A 16198-nucleotide genomic window follows, 5' to 3' on the forward strand; every position below is an offset into this window, starting at 1 on the left:
CCATCGGACATATGTGGATGTGTCGTAAGTCTCACTTTCGCCACTTTTGATCTCGAAAGTGGAACGATTGTTAGGGTTTCCGGGCTTTTGTCAGTGTATCCCTGACGCCGATAGCCTATGCTTGGAACGGTTCGTGCTCCGGAGGGTTGAGTGCCGCGTCTGGTGCGCGTTCCCGATGTATCGGTGTCCTTGAGGGAGTTGGGGGACGTATGGGGCTGTTGAAGATCAAGGCAGACGAAACAGAGATCTACGTCATCGCGCGGAACATCGACGAATTTCCGGCGCTGACCGATGACCTGAACCGCGAGCTTTCCGGCCAGTGGGCGCCGCTGGCCCTGAAAAGCGGCGAGCAGGCCATCAAGGGCGGCGCCGGCCCCGAACTCGAGATCGCCATCGTTGCGGTCGGCCCGGAAGACGAGACCGATCTTTCCACGGCCGTGCGCGTCGTGCAGGCGGCCCGCGATCACGGGCTGAAGGTGCTGCTGATCGCCAAGGACGTGTCTCCGGTGGCGCTGCACCAGCTGTTGCGCGTCGGCGCGGACGATTTCGCCCCCTATCCGCTGCCCGATGGGGCGCTGAGCGAATCGATCACCAAGCTGCGTGGGCTGGTCAAGCAGCCGCTGAACGACCCCAAGACGGCCAAGAAGCGGAACCGCAACGGGCTCGTCATTCCGATCTATTCGGTCGCGGGCGGGGTGGGGGGAAGCACCTTCGCGGTCAACCTTGCCTGGGAACTGGCGCTTCTGGTCAAGAAAACCGACAAGCGGGTCTGCATCCTCGATTTCAACTTCCAGTACGGCTCGGTCTCGACCTATCTCGACCTGCCGCGGCGCGAGGCGATCTACGAGCTGATCTCTGATCCCGCCTCTATCGACCATGACACGCTGAGCCAGGCCCTGACGTCGTACAAGACGCGGCTGGCGGTGCTGACCGCGCCGATGGACACGCTGCCCCTCGACATCATCGCGCCCGACGACATCGCGAAGCTGATCCACACCGCGCAGGCATCTTATGACTTCGTGATCGTGGACATGCCGCAGGCGCTGGTGTCCTGGTTCGAGCAGGTCTTGCGGATGTCGGAAACCTTCTTCGCCGTGATGGAGGTGGACATGCGCTCGGCGCAGAACTGCCTGCGGTTCCTGCGCGCGCTCAAGGCCGAGGATCTGCCTTACGAGAAGGTGCAGTTCTGCCTGAACCGCGCCCCCGGGCTGACCGATTTCAACGGCAAGGCCCGCGCCAAGCGGCTTGCGGAAAGCCTTGGCGTGGAAATAAACGTGATGCTCCCCGATGGCGGACGCCAGGTCACCTCGGCCTGCGACGAGGGCCTGCCGCTGGCGGAAAGCGCGCCGAAGAACGCGCTTCGCCGCGAGATCAAGAGCGTTGCGCAATCGATCTTCGACGCGGTCATTGCCGAAAAGGCCGCCGTCGCCCAGTAACCATCCGGAGGGAATGACGCATGTTTCGCCGCTATACGCGTACGACGGAAACCCCGCCTCCGCCCAGCATCGAACCGCAGCAGAAAGCGGCCGGCAACGGACCGCGGTCCAATGGCGCCAAGGCGCTGACCGCGAACGAGATTGCCGACCTCCAGCGCGAGGCGAAGCGCCAGGAGCGGCTGCTCGACATTCGGATGCAGCTGCACAAGCGGCTTCTCGAGACGCTGAACCTGGGCGCGCTGGAGAAGGCGTCCGAACAGGATCTGCGCCGCGAGATCGCCGCCATCGCCCGCGAGGGCATGCGCGAGAACAGCGTGGTGCTGAACGCCGCCGAAAGCGATCAGCTGGTCCAGGACCTGATGGACGAGATCACCGGTCTCGGCCCGCTGGAAGTGCTGCTCAAGGATCCGACGGTCAACGACATCCTGGTGAACGGCCCGCACCAGGTCTTCGTGGAACGGAAGGGCAAGCTGGAACTGACACCCATCCGCTTCAAGGACGATCGCCACCTGATGCGGGTGATCGACAAGATCGTGTCGGCCGTCGGCCGCCGCGTCGACGAAAGCCATCCCTACGTCGACGCCCGCCTATCGGACGGCTCACGCTTCAACGCGATGGTTCCCCCCTGCGCCGTCGATGGCGCGCTCGTCTCGATCCGAAAGTTTTCCAAGGACAAGCTGACGGTCGACGAGCTGATCAACAACGGCGCGATGACCGAAGAGATGGCCGCCTATCTTCAGGCGGCTGTGGCGACCCGGCTCAACATCATCGTCTCGGGCGGTACCGGCTCGGGCAAGACCACCAACCTGAACGCGCTGTCCTCCTTCATCGACAACCACGAGCGCATCGTGACGATCGAGGACACGGCCGAACTCCAGCTTCAGCAGATCCATGTCGGCCGCATGGAAAGCCGCCCGCCCAACGTCGAAGGGCGGGGCGAGGTGACACAGCGCGACCTGTTGCGCAACGCGCTGCGTATGCGCCCCGACCGCATCATCGTCGGCGAGACGCGCGGCAACGAGGTGATCGACATGCTGCAGGCCATGAACACCGGCCATGACGGCTCGATGACCACGATCCACGCGAACTCTCCGCGCGATGCGCTGTCGCGTCTGGAGAACATGATCGCGATGTCCGGCGTGGACATGCCGCTCAAGGCGATGCGCGGGCAGATCGCCTCGGCCGTCAACCTGATCGTGCAGGTCAGCCGCTTGCAGGACGGAACCCGGCGCATGACCTCGATCACGGAAGTGACGGGCATGGAGGGGGACATCATCTCGATGCAGGAAGTCTTCAAGTTCCGCCGCATGGGTGTGGACGAGAAGAGCCGGATCATCGGCCGCTTCGAGGCGACGGGCCTGCGGTCCAAGTATTCCGAGCGGTTCGCCCAGTGGGGCTACGATCTTCCGTCCTCGATCTATACCGCGCCGCGCGACTGATAGCACGGGCGAGGCAAGGGTGTTGCCATGAACATAGAACCACTCATCTACGCTGCGATCTTCGTCGGCGTCTTCTTCATGATCGAGGGGATCTATCTTCTCCTCTTCGGCAAGTCGGTACGCCTGGAAAGCCGGGTCAACCGCCGGCTGGAACTGCTCGAGAAGGGTGAGGATCCGGAAGAAGTCCTGAACATCCTCCGCAAGGAGCGCGAACAGCACAAGGAGAACCGCGGCCTCCCGATCCTTGCGCCGCTCAGCGACAAGGCGGCAAAGGCGAACATCGCCTTCAGCCCCGCGGCCCTTGTCGTGGTGATGGTGCTGATCGGCGCCATGGCGTTCCTGCTTCTGACTTTCCTCACCAGCTCCAGCATGGTGATCCGCGTGGGCCTTGCCGTAGCGATGGGCTATGGCGCGGTCTATCTGTGGCTGAACAACAAGGCCAAGAAGCGCATGGCGCTGTTCGAGGAGCAGTTGCCCGACGCGGTCGAGCTGATCGTGCGAAGCCTGCGCGTCGGACACCCCTTTTCTTCGGCGATCAACATCGTGGCACAGGAAATGCCCGACCCGCTGGGCACCGAATTCGGCATGATCGTGGATGAAAGCACCTATGGTGCCGATCTTGTCGAGGCGCTCGACAAGATGGCGCAGCGCATCGACATCCAGGACGTGAAGTTCCTCTCCGTGGCGGTCGGCATCCAGTCGCAATCGGGGGGCAACCTGGCCGAGATCCTGGAGGGGCTGGCCAAGGTGATCCGCTCGCGCTTCAAGCTGTTCCGCCGCGTGAAGGCCATCACCGCCGAGGCGCGCTGGTCGGGCTGGTTCCTGTCGGTGTTCCCGATCGGCGCCCTGATCTTCATCCAGCTGGTGCAGCCGGGCCATTATGACGATGTGAAGAACAGCACCCTGTTCGTTCCTGCCGCGATTTTCGTCGCGATCATGCTGTTCATCAACATCCTGTTCATGCGGGCGATGGTCAACATCAAGGTCTGAGAAAGGAGCACGCCTCATGGCAACCCTAGAGCAAGGCTGGGCCTTTCTGATCGCAGCCCTTGGTCCCCTTGGCCCCTTCTATGTCGCGGGCTTTCTCGGCCTCATGATGATCATGATGACCGCGCCGATGCTGTTCCGCACCCGGCCGGACCCGCTGAACAAGCTGAAGGGCGCGGGCGTCATGACGCCCCGCAAGTCGGGAAAGGAAACGCCGCTGCGCCTGCGCTACGACGCGGGCAACCGGCAGCTCGAGAAGTTCAAGCCCTACCTGGAACCCAAGAGCCAGAAGGAATACACCGCCACCCGGATGAAACTGATCCAGGCGGGCTATCGCACCCGCAACGCGGTCAGCATCTACCACCTGTTCCGGTTCGGCCTGGGGGTTGGCGCGCTTGCCGCCGGCACCGTGTTCGTGCTGCTGTTTGGCGGCGACAATCCCAGCCTGACCATGGTCGTGGGCGGTGTGCTCGGCCCGGGCGTGATCGGCTATTATGCCCCGGACTACTGGGTCGAGCGGCGCAAGCAGGTCCGGCAGGAGGACATCACCAACGGCTTTCCCGACGCGCTAGACCTGATGCTGGTCTGCGTCGAGGCGGGCCAGTCGCTGGACCAGGCCATCCTGCGCGTCGCGAGCGAGATCAAGAATTCCTACCCGACCCTTTCCGAAGAGTTCGAGATCGTCTCGAACGAGATGCGCGCCGGCAAGGACCGTGTCACGGTTCTGCGCGACATGGGCGAGCGGTGCGGCATCTCCGATATCTCGGCCTTCGTCACGGTGCTGGTGCAGTCGGCGCAGTTCGGTACTTCGGTCGCGGACGCGCTGCGGGTCTACGCCTCGGAAATGCGCGACAAGCGCGTGATGCGGGCCGAGGAAAAGGCGAACAAGCTGCCCACGAAGCTGACGCTGGGCACCATGATGTTCACCGTTCCGCCGCTTCTGCTGATCCTGGTCGGTCCGTCGCTTTATGAAATTGCCCAGGCCCTGTTCTGAGCGCCCTGCCCCGGGCCTGCGCGCCGTGCTCCTTGCGGGTGCGGCGCTGCTGCTTTCGGCATGCGCAAATCCCGATGTCCTGATTACCGGGGGCGACGATCCCTCGGTCAGCCGCGGCTTCGTCGACGGGCTGGACGGCCTGACCGTGGGCCACCGCCTGATGGAGGCGGGGGAATACGAACTTGCGCTCGACGCCTATTACCAGGCCGCGACCCAGACCGGGCTGAGCGTGGATGTGCTGAGCGCGATCGGGTCGGCCAACCTCAAGCTGGGCCGGCTGGGCCAGGCCGAGGATCTGCTGCGGCGCGCGCTGGACGAGGATGACCGCTTCGTCCCCGCCTGGAACAATCTGGGTGTCGTGCTCTACAATCGCGGCGAGATCGGAGAGGCACGCGAGGCTTTCCGCGTCGCCTTCCAGCTAGACAGCGGCTTTTCGCCGGAAATCCGCGAGAACTTCAACCGGGTTGATGCGGAATTGCAAGATGTGGGCACCGAACCCGCGCCAGAATATGATTTCCGCTTGGTCAGACGGGGCAACGGGCGGTATCTTCTGCTCGGTAACGAATAAGAAACGCCACGAGCAGAGGTACAGGCACATGACCATCAGGACTTCCCACCTGAAGAAGGTGGCCGTCCTCGCAGCGTTGTCGGTCGCGGCATGCTCCGACGGCAGCGCCGAGCGCGAGGCGATCCAGAGTCTCGACAGTCTCAACGTCATCGACGAGAACAATCTCACTTCGGTGATGCTGAACTTCGCCGACCCGGACCAGGCGGTTCTCTATTTCCAGAACTCGCTGGCGAAGGAACCCGACCGCGTCGATTTCCAGCAGGGCTTTGCCCTGGCGCTGATGCGCGCCAAGCGCCCGGCCGAGGCGGTTCTGGCCTTCCGCGCCCTGGACGAGGCGGGCAACATGACCGCGGACGACCGTCTCAAATACGCCGAGGCGCTGATCCAGACCGGCGAGTGGGCGCCGGGGAAGGCGCAGCTCGACCAGATCCCGCCAACGCTCGAGACCTATGACCGCTACCGGCTCGAGGCGATGGTTGCCGACAACAGCAAGCAGTGGGCACGCGCCGACGCCTATTACGAACAGGCGCGCAACATGACCACCCGGCCCGCATCCATCTTCAACAACTGGGGCATCTCGAAGCTTGCGCGCGGCGACCGGACCGGCGCGGAAGAGATGTTCACCCGCGCGATCAGCTACGACAGCAAGATGTTCAACGCGAAGAACAATCTTGCGATCAGCCGGGCATCGCGCCGCGTCTATGACCTGCCGATCGTGCCGCTGACGGCGGTGGAACAGGCGGAACTGCTGCACAACATCGCGCTCCAGGCCATCCGCAACGGCGACGTGGAAGTGGGCCGCGGCCTGCTGGAGGAGGCGGTCGAGCGCCATCCGCGCCACTTCCCCGAGGCCGCCGACAAGCTGGCGGCCCTGGAACGCAACGTCCTGCGCTGAGATTGCCGCGCACGGCTAAGGGGGCCGGTTCGGATATGCAGATGCCCGAGCTGGCCTTTTTCCTGCTGACCCTGCCGATATCTTTCTGGGCGGCGTGGAGCGACCTGTCCCGCATGAAGATCAGCAACCGGCTGAACCTGATCCTCGCCGCAGTGTTCGTCGTCTCAGGGATCGTGCTCTTGCCGCTCGGTGACTACGGGGTCAGGCTGGGGATCGGGGTGGCGGCGCTTCTGGTGGGCTTCGTGCTGAACCAGGCGGGCCAGGTGGGCGGCGGGGATGCGAAATTCATCGCGGCCTTCATCCCCTTTGTGGCGCCGCAGGACATCGCGCCGTTCTTCTTCACGCTGTCATTGTGCCTGCTGGCGGCCGTTGCGGTCCATCGCAGCGCCCGCGCCATACCCGCGGTCCGCAACCTGGTCCCGCACTGGAAGTCCTGGCATGTCGGGCGGCGCTTCCCCATGGGGCTGGGGCTGGCCGCGGGCTTCAGCCTGTTCCTTGCGATCCGCGCCTTCAACCTGCCCTTCTTGCAAGGATGAAAAGCTCGGTCCGGATCACCTCTTCCAGAACCCATCCCTTTTCAGCGATCAGCTCCAGCTTCCGCTCCCAGGCAATGTCCGAGACGGGGCAGAACGGCACCATCACATATTCCGCCTCTTCGAAGCCTTCGTCCGCGTCGTAGTACCACGGCGCCATGTGCGGCAGCCGTTCGAACGGGCCAAACAGCCAGAGATGGTCGTAATTGTCCGCGACCAGCACGCGGCGCCCCACCGCCTCCTCGATTGCGCCCATCTGCTCGACCATCCAGCGCGTCCATGCCATGAAGCCCAGCTCCAGCCCGCAGTAGCTCAGATGCTCGCCATTGAACTCGGCCGTGCGGCGCTGCTTCGCGTACTCGCTGTCGGTTTCGAAAGGGTAGTTCGAGAACTCGATCCGCTTGAGCGGCGTGTCGAGAACGTCGCGGTGCATCTTCACATCCCCCTTCGCGAGATCGTTGAAGATCGGCAGGAAATCCTCGGGTTCCTGCAACAGGTGACGCAACGGCGAAAATGCGACGTTGGTCATCGATGGCAGCAGCCAGACGAAGGACAGCACGGCCAGGACGGCCGCGACGCCCCTTGGAGGCTGACCATAGAACGGCTTGCGGTCGGGGCCGGGAAGCAGCGCCAGCAGCAGGATTCCCAGCACGAACAGCCATTGCGGGTCGTTCCCCCAGTTCTGGTAGGTGATGTAGATCAGCCCCGGCGCAAGGACAAACAGCAGCAGCCCCTCGCGGTACATGCCGATGCGGCGCCAGAACACGATCGTTGTCAGCAGCAGGGCGGTGATCGGAAGGGTCGCGGGCGAGGCGAGCAGGTCGCCCAGTTCCCGCCCCGGATAGGCGCGTTTTGCCTGGGTTGCCACCTGCACCAGGTCATCGGCATAGGCAAGCAGGAACCCCGGCCCCAATCCGACCACGACAGGCGCCATGACAGCAGCAAAGCCTGCCACCGCCGCCAGGAACAACCGGCCCGGGCGGTCGACCAGCAGAGCTGCCAGCACGAAGGGCAGAAGCGCCACGAAATAGGTCATCTTCAGCATCAGGAGCGTGGCGCCCGCCGCCCCCACCAGCACCCCGTCCACCACCGGCGCGCGCCAGCCCGGCCGCGCGGGCAGCATCAGGACGAGGACCACGAAAGACGCAAGGATCCAGCCCCAGCGGTTGTAGTTCATTGACGAGGCCAGCATCGGCTCGGTCCCGCCATGCACCAGCGCCAGGCCAAGCAGCACCATGCCCATGCCGTAGACCAGCCTCAGCCCGGCCGAAAGCCTGCTGGCACCGACCCACCAGATCCCCGGCAGCAAAAGGGCCGTCACAAGGATCTGCGACAGCATGAAGGACCGCCCGGGCCCGTATCCCATGTCGAGAAACAGCGCGAGCGGCAGATGCGTGAACAGGCCGAGCGGCGTCTGGTAGTCGATGTGCGGCCACTCGCCCAGATTGATCCGCGACGCGATATCGAGGGCGTGGATGAAATCCACCTCGTGCCCCTTCAGCCAGAAATTGCCCGGAAGCAGCAGGATCGCGGCAATCGCCAGCCACAGGCTCAGCAGCGCGATGGCGTAGCGGAGGGAAGAGAGCGACATTCCTGACCTGCCTGCAACGGGGTTAATTTTTCTCACAAACTGTCGGGTTTTCCGCCGTCAGGCAACGCACAAAAGCCTTTTTTGGGCGTCATGCTTCCGATACGATTTTCACGCATTCCGATATCTGGGAGTATCCCGATGAACGACATGGCGTCCCACCCGGAGCCGTCCGCCCCCAAGACACCGCTGCATGTCGAGGATCTGGGCCTCGAGATGGTGCTGATGCGGGACATCCTGCTCAAGACCTTCTTCCGGCGCAACCTGAGCAGCCTGACGGACGTGTCCAAGGCGCTGTGCGTGACGCCGCCCATCGCGCAGGAGCTGATCGACCATTGTCGCGAGGGCAATTTGATCGAGACGCTTGGCGCCCGCGGCGCGCTGCCCACCTCGGAACTGCGCTACCAGCTGACCGAAGGCGGGCGCGCCCGCGCGCTGGATGCGCTGGCCCAGTCGGAATATTACGGCGCGCTTCCGGTCCCGATGGAGGACTACTGGAAGCAGACGGCGCGGCAGTCGATCTCGGACGCGGTCATCACCCGCGAACGGCTCGAGGGCTCGATGGGTCATCTCGTGCTGCCCGCGGGGCTTCTGGACCAGCTTGGCCCGGCGGTGAACTCGGGCCGTTCGGTGCTGCTCTACGGGCCGCCGGGCAACGGCAAGTCGTCGATCGCGAACGGCATCCGGAACGCGCTGGGCGACAACATCTACGTCCCCCAGTTCCTGGAATATGGCGGGCAGGTGATCTCGGTCTATGACCCGATCGTGCACACGCTCTCGCGCCGGGCCGAGGACAACGCCAACTCGCTGCGCCGGGCCGGGCCCGATTTCGACCAGCGCTACCTGCTCTGCCGGCGTCCGTCGGTGATGACCGGGGGCGAACTGACGCTCGACATGCTCGATCTGAACTACAACCCGGTCAGCCGCACCTACCAGGCGCCGCTACAGCTGAAATCGACCGGCGGCGTGTTCATCGTGGACGACCTTGGCCGACAGACCGAACCGCCGCAGGCGCTGATCAACCGCTGGATCGTCCCGATGGAGATGTCTTTCGACATCCTCTCCCTGCAATCGGGGCAGAAGTTCATGGTGCCCTTCGACACGCTGGTCATCTTCTCCACGAACTTTGCCCCGTCCGAGATGTTCGACGGCGCGGCACTGCGGCGTATCTACTACAAGATCAAGGTGGACAGCCCCATCCGCGAGGATTTCATCAAGGTCTTCGTCAAGACGGCGCGCGCCTACAAGATCACGCCGGACGAAGAGGTGCTGGCACATCTGCTGAAGCACAAGTACCCCGAGGTCGGAAACACTTTCCAGAACTACCACGCGCCGTTCCTGATCGACCAGATGCTGTCCATCGCCGAATACGAGGGGCGCGAACGCAAGATGGCGATCGACCTGGTGGATCGCGCCTGGCAGAACCTGTTCGTGGACGACAAGTAACACGCCCATCGCCGGCCCGGCGGCCCTTGTCGCCGGGCGATGCCTGCGCCATCTCTGCGCGGCATGGACCACCTTCCCCAACGCTTCACCGACTGGTTTGCAGCACGCGGTTGGCAGCCGCACAGGCACCAGCTTGAGCTTCTGGCACAGGCTGACGCAGCCGCCACGCTGCTTGTCGCGCCGACAGGCGGGGGCAAGACGCTGGCGGGCTTTCTGCCGACGCTGGTCGATCTGGCGCAGGGCCCACATCGGGGCATGCACACGCTCTACGTCTCGCCGCTGAAGGCGCTGACGGCGGATATCCGGCGCAACCTCGAGGTGCCGGCGCGCGAGCTGGGCCTCGACATCCGGATCGAGGATCGGACCGGCGACACCAGCGCCACCGCGCGCGCGCGCCAGCGGCGCGACCCGCCGCAGATCCTGCTGACGACGCCCGAGTCGCTGGCGCTGCTGATCTCTTACGAGGATGCGCCGCGCATATTCGCGGGGCTGCGCCGGGTGGTGGTGGACGAGATCCACGCCCTTGCCGAGGGAAAACGCGGCGACCAGCTGATGCTGTGTCTTGCCCGGCTGCAATCGATCTGCCCGGACCTCACGCGGGTGGGCCTGTCGGCCACCGTCGAAAGCCCCGCGCGGCTGGCCGAGTATCTTGCCCCCGCTCCGGGTGCATGCGAGGTGATCCACGCCGATCCGGGGCCCACACCGGATATCCGCATCCTCGAGACGGCCGAGCCGCCGCCCTGGGCCGGCATGGGCGGGCGCTACGCGGTGCCCGCGATACTCGACCAGATCCGGCAGGCGAACACGACCCTGGTCTTCATCAACACCCGCGCGCAAGCCGAGCTGTTCTTCCGCGCCCTGTGGGAGGCGAATACCGACGGGCTGCCCATCGGCATCCATCACGGATCCCTGTCGCGGGCGGCCCGCGAAAACGTGGAGTCCGCCATGGTCGCGGGCGCGTTGCGCGCCGTGGTCTGCACCGGGTCGCTCGACCTGGGCATCGACTGGGGCAATGTCGACCTGGTGATCCAGGTCGGCGCCCCCAAGAACGTCAAGCGCCTGGTCCAGCGCATCGGACGGGCCAACCACCGCTATGACGCGCCGTCGCGGGCACTTCTGGTGCCGGCGAACCGGTTCGAGGTGGTCGAATGCCGCGCCGCGCTCGAGGCGGTCCTCCAGGGCGACCTGGATGCCGAACCGCGCGGTTCCGGCCCGCTCGACGTGCTCTGCCAGCATATCCTGATCCGCGCCTGCGCCGGGCCCTTCACGGCCGACGAACTTTTCCGCGAAACACGCGCCGCCGGGCCCTACCGCGCCCTGCAACGCGCCGATTTCGATGCCTGCCTCGATTTCTGCGCCACCGGGGGCTACGCGCTGCGTGCCTATGACCGCTGGCAGCGGCTGATGGAACGGGACGGACGCTGGCAGTTGCGCGACCCGCGCGCCGCCCGCGCCATCCGCATGAACATCGGCACCATCGTCGAGGTGGAGACGCTGGCCGTGCGCATGAAGGGGCGCCTGGGCGGCACGCCGCTGGGCGAGGTGGAAGAAGCCTTTGCCGCCACGCTTTCCCCCGGCGACACCTTCCTGATCGGCGGCCAGACCGTGCGCTACGAGGGGTTGCGCGAAATGACGGTCGAAGTCACCCGCCAGCCCGGCCGCGAGCCCAGAATCGCCGTCTTTTCAGGGGTGAAGATGGCGACCTCGCTGGAACTGTCGGACCGCGTGATCGCGCTTCTGTCGGACCCTGCGCGCTGGTCGGATCTGCCGCCGCACACGCGCGACTGGCTGCGCATGCAGACCCGGGTTTCGGCACTGCCGCACCCGGGGCGGCTGCTGGCTGAAAGTTTCAGCCGCGGGGATCGGGAATATCTCGCGCTTTACAGCTTTGCCGGGCGCAACGCGAACCAGACGCTGGGGCTGCTTGCGACCCGCCGAATGGAGGAGGCGGGGCTGGATCCGACCGGCTTCGTCGCCAACGACTACGCCGTGCTGATCTGGGGCCTGCGGCGCGTGCGCGACGCGGCGCCCCTGCTGGCACCGGGGGACCTGCGCGCAGCACTTGAAACCTGGCTTGCCGAGAACGCGGTGATGAAGCGGACCTTTCGCGCCTCGGCCGTTGTGGCCGGGCTGATCGAGCGCAACATGCCGGGGCGGCGCAAGACCGGGAGACAGGCGACGTTTTCGTCCGACATCCTGTACGACACGCTGCGCAAGTACGACCCCGGCCACCTGATGCTGCGCATCACCCGCGAGGAGGCGGCCCGCGGCCTGGTGGATTTCGGCCGGATCGAGGCCATGCTCGAGCGCATCGACGGGCGCGTCGACATGGTGATGGCGCCGCATGTCACCCCACTCGCCGCGCCCCTGCTGCTGGAGATGGGGCGCATCCCGATCCGCGGCTCTGCCCAGGAGACAGCACTGGCCGAGGAAACCGCGCGGCTCATGGCCGAGGCGGGTCTGGACTGACGGGGCGTGCTTCGCGGCAACAAGCCGGAATTTCTGCATTTTCCAGATTGCAAAATCGCGGCTGTTCGCGCTTTGTATCTGCCATGTTGCACACCGAGTTCATGCTTTCCGGCATCGCCCTGACCGCACGTCCGACCGGCGCCCTGTGGTGGCAAGAGGCCGCAATTCTCTGCGTCGCGGATCTTCACCTGGGCAAGGCCGAAAGGCTGGCACGGCGGGGGGGCACCCTGCTTCCGCCCTATGAAACCGCCGAGACGCTGGCCCGCCTTGCCACCGAGATCGAGGCGCTGTCGCCGCGCACCGTGATCTGTCTCGGCGACAGCTTCGATGATCCCGAATCCGCGCGCCAACTCGACGAAGAGGCGCGGCGCAGTCTTGCCGGGCTGATGGCCGGGCGGCGGTGGATCTGGGTCGCGGGCAACCACGACCCCAACCTGCCCGATATCGGCGGCAGCCACATGGAAGAGGTCCTGCGCGGGCCGCTGACCTTCCGCCATATCGCGCGCCCGCGCGACGGCATGGGTGAGGTGTCGGGGCACTACCACCCGAAGATCAGCGTGCAGACACGGGCCGGTCAGGTCACGCGCCCCTGCTTCGTGCAGGACGGCCAGCGCGCGATCCTGCCAGCCTTCGGCGCCTATACCGGGGGCTTGAGCTGCACCGATCCGGCGCTTCAGGGCCTGTTCGGTCCGGAGGCTGTCTGCATCCTGACCGGGCGCGCGACCGCCACGGTCCCGCTGAAAAGCCGCGCCACCGCCTGACGGGTCAGGCGGTCAGCCCCTCGGGCTCCGGCAGGCCGTTGGCACGGCAGCAGGCGGTCAGCGTGTTGGCCAGAAGGCATGCGATGGTCATGGGACCGACGCCGCCCGGCACCGGGGTGATTGCCCCGGCCACCTCGACAGCGCTGTCGAAATCCACATCGCCGACCAGCCGGGTCTTGCCCTCGCCCTTTTCCGGGGCGGGGACGCGGTTGATGCCCACATCGATCACGGTGGCACCCGGCTTGATCCAGTCGCCCGGCACCATGCGCGGGCGCCCCACCGCCGCGACAAGGATATCTGCGTTGCGGCAAACATCCGGCAGGTCGCGGGTGCGGGAATGGGCCACCGTGACGGTGCAGCTGTCACGCAGCAGCAGGCTTGCCATCGGCTTGCCCACGATGTTCGATCGCCCCAGCACCACGGCGTTCAGTCCGGAAAGATCGCCCAGCCGGTCGCGAAGCAGCATCAGGCAACCCAGCGGCGTGCAGGGCACCATGGACTTCTGCCCGGTGTTCAGACGCCCCACGTTCAGGATATGGAACCCGTCCACGTCCTTTTCCGGGGCGATGGCATTGATCACCAGATCCGCATTCAGATGTGCAGGCAGCGGCAGTTGCACCAGGATCCCGTGCACGGCCGGGTCGCTGTTCAGCTCGCCGATCAACCCCAGAAGCGCCGCCTCGGGCGTTTCCGCCGGCAGGCGATGCTCGAACGAGGCCATGCCAGACTCCTTGGTCTGGATGCCCTTGTTGCGGACATAGACCTGGCTGGCGGGATCCTCGCCGACCAGCACGACGGCCAGGCCGGGCGTGAGCCCCTGCTCTGCGCGCAGCTGCGTCACATGCCCGGCCACCCGGGCCCGCACGGTTTCGGCAAAGGCTTTCCCGTCGATGATTTCGGCTGGCATGGGCGACCCCTCAGATCAGGTTGACGACGATCTCGGACTTGACCGAGTTGGCGATGAAACAGAGCGCATGGGCCGCGGCATGCATCGCCTCCTGCCGCGCAGGGTCGGGGGCGGCCCCTTCGAACTCGGCCCGGATGTTCAGATCCACCCGCTCCACCCAGTGGCGCCCCGGCCCGAGCCGCGCCATTCGCCCCACCGCCGCGTCGTGATAGGTGGTAACGGCGACGCCTTCCAGCCTTGCGACATGCAGAAAGGACATCATGTGGCACGACGCTATGGCGGCGACGAAGGCTTCCTCCGGATCGACCGCCTGCGGATCCGACATGGGCGACGGCATGACCGCCGGGCTGGCCGAGGCGGGCATGTCCAGCCCGCCATCGAAGCGCCAGCGATGCGCGCGGGAAAAGCGGCCCGAGGCGAAATCCCCCTCGAGCCGCCAGGATATCTCGGCCCGGTGGAGACTCAAAAAAGCCCCTCGATCTGCCCATCCGCGTTCAGGCCGATCGTCTCGGCCGCGGGCACCCGCGGCAGGCCGGGCATGGTCATGATCTCTCCGCAGATCGCGACGACGAAACCGGCGCCGGCCGAAAGCCGCACCTCGCGGACCGGCACCACATGGCCCGTCGGCGCGCCACGTTTCTCGGGGTCGGTGGTGAAGCTGTACTGCGTCTTGGCCATGCAGACGGGCAGGTTTCCGTAGCCTGCATCCTCCCAGGCCCTGAGCTGGGCGCGAAGCTTGTCGTCGACCTGCACCGCCTCGGCCCGGTAGATGCGCGTGGCGATGGTCTCGATCTTCTCGAACAGGCCCATTTCGTCGGGATAGAGTGGCTGGAACCGGGCGGCCCCGCCTTCGGCCAGCGCCACGACCTTGTGTGCAAGCTCGGTGATCCCCGCGCTGCCTTCGGCCCAGTGACGACACAGCACCGCCTCGACCCCATGGATGCGGGCATATTCCTGCACCGCCGCGATCTCGGCGTCGGTGTCGCTTACGAAATGGTTGATGGCGACCACAGCCGGCACATGGAACGCAGCGATATTCTCGAGGTGCCGGCCAAGATTGGCGCAGCCCCGCTTCACCGCCTCGACATTCTCCGTGCCCAGATCGGCCTTGGCGACACCGCCATTCATCTTGAGCGCCCGAACCGTGGCCACGATCACCACGGCATCCGGCGCAAGTCCCGCCTTGCGACACTTGATGTTCATGAACTTCTCGGCGCCCAGGTCGGCGCCGAAGCCCGCCTCGGTCACGACGTAATCGGCCAGTTTCAACGCCGTGGTCGTGGCGATGACGGAGTTGCATCCATGCGCGATGTTGGCGAAGGGGCCGCCATGCACGAAGGCGGGGTTGTTCTCAAGCGTCTGGACCAGGTTGGGCTGCATGGCCTGCGCCAGAAGCACCGTCATGGCGCCGTCGGCCTTCAGATCTCGGGCGCGGACCGGCTCGCGTGCCGCGGTGTACCCGATGATGATTTCCCCCAGGCGCCGTTGCAGGTCAGCGATATCGGTCGCAAGACACAGGATCGCCATGACTTCCGAGGCGACGGTGATGTCAAAGCCGGACTGCCGCGGATAGCCGTTCGCCACGCCGCCAAGCGACGTCACGACATCCCGCAACGCCCGGTCGTTCATGTCCATGACCCGCCGCCATGTGACCCTGCGGCTGTCGATCCCCAGCGCGTTGCCCCAGTAGATGTGATTGTCGATCATCGCGGCCAGCAGGTTGTGCGCCGAGGTGATGGCATGGAAATCGCCGGTGAAATGAAGGTTCATCTCCTCCATCGGCACAACCTGTGCGTAACCGCCCCCGGCAGCCCCCCCCTTCATGCCGAAGCAGGGGCCAAGGCTGGCCTCGCGGATGCAGATGGCGGCTTTCCGGCCGATGGCGTTCAGCCCGTCGCCAAGGCCCACGGTGGTGGTCGTCTTGCCCTCGCCCGCCGGGGTCGGGTTGATGGCGGTGACGAGAACAAGCTTGCCGCTGGGGCGATCCTTGAGACCGGCGATGAACTCGGCCGAAATCTTTGCCTTGTCATGGCCGAAGGGCAGCAGTTCCGCTTCGGGGATGCCAAGGCCGGCGCCGATCTCGCGGATGGGTTTCTTCTGCGCGGCGCGGGCGATCTCGATGTCGGATTTCGGGGCCATGTAAGCGGACGCTCCTGTGCGGACCTGTGGGTATTC

14 protein-coding genes are annotated in these 16198 nt (G+C 65.5%); 10 read left to right on the plus strand and 4 right to left on the minus strand.

Features of this window, described 5'->3' with window-relative positions:
* Positions 1 to 209: 209 nt before the first annotated feature.
* From HMH01_RS12435 to HMH01_RS12465, 7 genes are read left to right on the plus strand one after another with little or no spacing between them, the layout of a single operon-like run.
* On the plus strand, positions 210 to 1436 hold the full coding sequence (locus HMH01_RS12435) for a CpaE/TadZ family protein (RefSeq protein WP_171326027.1): 1227 nt from the start codon (positions 210 to 212) through the stop codon (positions 1434 to 1436).
* A gap of 20 nt (positions 1437 to 1456) precedes the next feature.
* Positions 1457 to 2875, plus strand: a complete 1419-nt coding sequence (locus tag HMH01_RS12440) for a TadA family conjugal transfer-associated ATPase (protein WP_171326029.1) — start codon at positions 1457 to 1459, stop codon at positions 2873 to 2875.
* A gap of 27 nt (positions 2876 to 2902) precedes the next feature.
* The gene (locus HMH01_RS12445) at positions 2903 to 3865 is read left to right on the plus strand and encodes a type II secretion system F family protein (RefSeq protein WP_171326031.1); all 963 of its coding nucleotides are present in this window, start codon (positions 2903 to 2905) and stop codon (positions 3863 to 3865) included.
* A gap of 16 nt (positions 3866 to 3881) precedes the next feature.
* The gene (locus HMH01_RS12450; protein ID WP_171326033.1) at positions 3882 to 4856 is read left to right on the plus strand and encodes a type II secretion system F family protein; all 975 of its coding nucleotides are present in this window, start codon (positions 3882 to 3884) and stop codon (positions 4854 to 4856) included.
* A 16-nt stretch (positions 4857 to 4872) separates the two neighbouring features.
* On the plus strand, positions 4873 to 5424 hold the full coding sequence (locus HMH01_RS12455; protein WP_425483619.1) for a tetratricopeptide repeat protein: 552 nt from the start codon (positions 4873 to 4875) through the stop codon (positions 5422 to 5424).
* A gap of 28 nt (positions 5425 to 5452) precedes the next feature.
* Positions 5453 to 6319: a tetratricopeptide repeat protein gene (locus HMH01_RS12460; protein ID WP_171326037.1), complete on the plus strand. Its 867-nt coding sequence runs from the start codon at positions 5453 to 5455 to the stop codon at positions 6317 to 6319.
* Positions 6320 to 6354: 35 nt separating this feature from the next.
* Entirely contained in the window at positions 6355 to 6855 is a 501-nt protein-coding gene (locus tag HMH01_RS12465; protein WP_246237399.1) for an A24 family peptidase, read from the plus strand.
* Here HMH01_RS12465 and HMH01_RS12470 read toward each other — a convergent pair.
* Complete coding sequence (locus HMH01_RS12470; protein WP_171326039.1) at positions 6830 to 8443, minus strand: hypothetical protein; 1614 nt, start codon at positions 8441 to 8443, stop codon at positions 6830 to 6832. The genes HMH01_RS12465 and HMH01_RS12470 overlap by 26 nt on opposite strands.
* A gap of 138 nt (positions 8444 to 8581) precedes the next feature.
* Between HMH01_RS12470 and HMH01_RS12475 the strand changes: the two genes are divergently transcribed.
* From HMH01_RS12475 to pdeM, 3 genes are all read left to right on the plus strand, one after another.
* Complete coding sequence (locus HMH01_RS12475; protein WP_171326041.1) at positions 8582 to 9886, plus strand: ATPase; 1305 nt, start codon at positions 8582 to 8584, stop codon at positions 9884 to 9886.
* Positions 9887 to 9949: 63 nt separating this feature from the next.
* Positions 9950 to 12355 (plus strand): ligase-associated DNA damage response DEXH box helicase, encoded by a 2406-nt coding sequence (locus HMH01_RS12480; protein WP_171326042.1) that lies wholly within the window; start codon positions 9950 to 9952, stop codon positions 12353 to 12355.
* 83 nt (positions 12356 to 12438) lie between these two features.
* The gene (gene pdeM / locus HMH01_RS12485) at positions 12439 to 13116 is read left to right on the plus strand and encodes a ligase-associated DNA damage response endonuclease PdeM (RefSeq protein ID WP_171326044.1); all 678 of its coding nucleotides are present in this window, start codon (positions 12439 to 12441) and stop codon (positions 13114 to 13116) included.
* Between the two features lie 4 nt (positions 13117 to 13120).
* Here pdeM and folD read toward each other — a convergent pair whose 3' ends face one another.
* The 3 genes from folD to HMH01_RS12500 are packed head-to-tail and all read right to left on the minus strand — an operon-like array spanning position 13121 to position 16162.
* Positions 13121 to 14023 carry a bifunctional methylenetetrahydrofolate dehydrogenase/methenyltetrahydrofolate cyclohydrolase FolD gene (gene folD, locus HMH01_RS12490; RefSeq protein WP_171326046.1) on the minus strand — a complete coding sequence of 301 codons (903 nt, stop codon included), beginning with the start codon at positions 14021 to 14023 and terminating at the stop codon, positions 13121 to 13123.
* Between the two features lie 10 nt (positions 14024 to 14033).
* Complete coding sequence (locus HMH01_RS12495; RefSeq protein WP_171326047.1) at positions 14034 to 14489, minus strand: OsmC family protein; 456 nt, start codon at positions 14487 to 14489, stop codon at positions 14034 to 14036.
* Positions 14486 to 16162 (minus strand): formate--tetrahydrofolate ligase, encoded by a 1677-nt coding sequence (locus HMH01_RS12500; RefSeq protein ID WP_171326049.1) that lies wholly within the window; start codon positions 16160 to 16162, stop codon positions 14486 to 14488. The genes HMH01_RS12495 and HMH01_RS12500 overlap by 4 nt, the downstream gene beginning before the upstream one ends.
* Positions 16163 to 16198: the final 36 nt, after the last annotated feature.

This window comes from Halovulum dunhuangense, assembly GCF_013093415.1.
GTDB classification, from domain to species: domain Bacteria; phylum Pseudomonadota; class Alphaproteobacteria; order Rhodobacterales; family Rhodobacteraceae; genus Halovulum; species Halovulum dunhuangense.

Bases quoted from the DNA above. Each gene is read 5' to 3' on its own strand.
- HMH01_RS12475 (WP_171326041.1), top strand. From the start codon at position 8,582: ATGAACGACATGGCGTCCCACCCGGAGCCGTCCGCCCCCAAGACACCG.
- HMH01_RS12465 (WP_246237399.1), top strand. From the start codon at position 6,355: ATGCAGATGCCCGAGCTGGCCTTTTTCCTGCTGACCCTGCCGATATCT.
- HMH01_RS12470 (WP_171326039.1), bottom strand. From the start codon at position 8,443: ATGTCGCTCTCTTCCCTCCGCTACGCCATCGCGCTGCTGAGCCTGTGG.
- HMH01_RS12435 (WP_171326027.1), top strand. From the start codon at position 210: ATGGGGCTGTTGAAGATCAAGGCAGACGAAACAGAGATCTACGTCATC.
- HMH01_RS12480 (WP_171326042.1), top strand. From the start codon at position 9,950: ATGGACCACCTTCCCCAACGCTTCACCGACTGGTTTGCAGCACGCGGT.
- folD (WP_171326046.1), bottom strand. From the start codon at position 14,023: ATGCCAGCCGAAATCATCGACGGGAAAGCCTTTGCCGAAACCGTGCGG.
- HMH01_RS12440 (WP_171326029.1), top strand. From the start codon at position 1,457: ATGTTTCGCCGCTATACGCGTACGACGGAAACCCCGCCTCCGCCCAGC.
- HMH01_RS12460 (WP_171326037.1), top strand. From the start codon at position 5,453: ATGACCATCAGGACTTCCCACCTGAAGAAGGTGGCCGTCCTCGCAGCG.
- pdeM (WP_171326044.1), top strand. From the start codon at position 12,439: ATGTTGCACACCGAGTTCATGCTTTCCGGCATCGCCCTGACCGCACGT.
- HMH01_RS12450 (WP_171326033.1), top strand. From the start codon at position 3,882: ATGGCAACCCTAGAGCAAGGCTGGGCCTTTCTGATCGCAGCCCTTGGT.
- HMH01_RS12500 (WP_171326049.1), bottom strand. From the start codon at position 16,162: ATGGCCCCGAAATCCGACATCGAGATCGCCCGCGCCGCGCAGAAGAAA.
- HMH01_RS12445 (WP_171326031.1), top strand. From the start codon at position 2,903: ATGAACATAGAACCACTCATCTACGCTGCGATCTTCGTCGGCGTCTTC.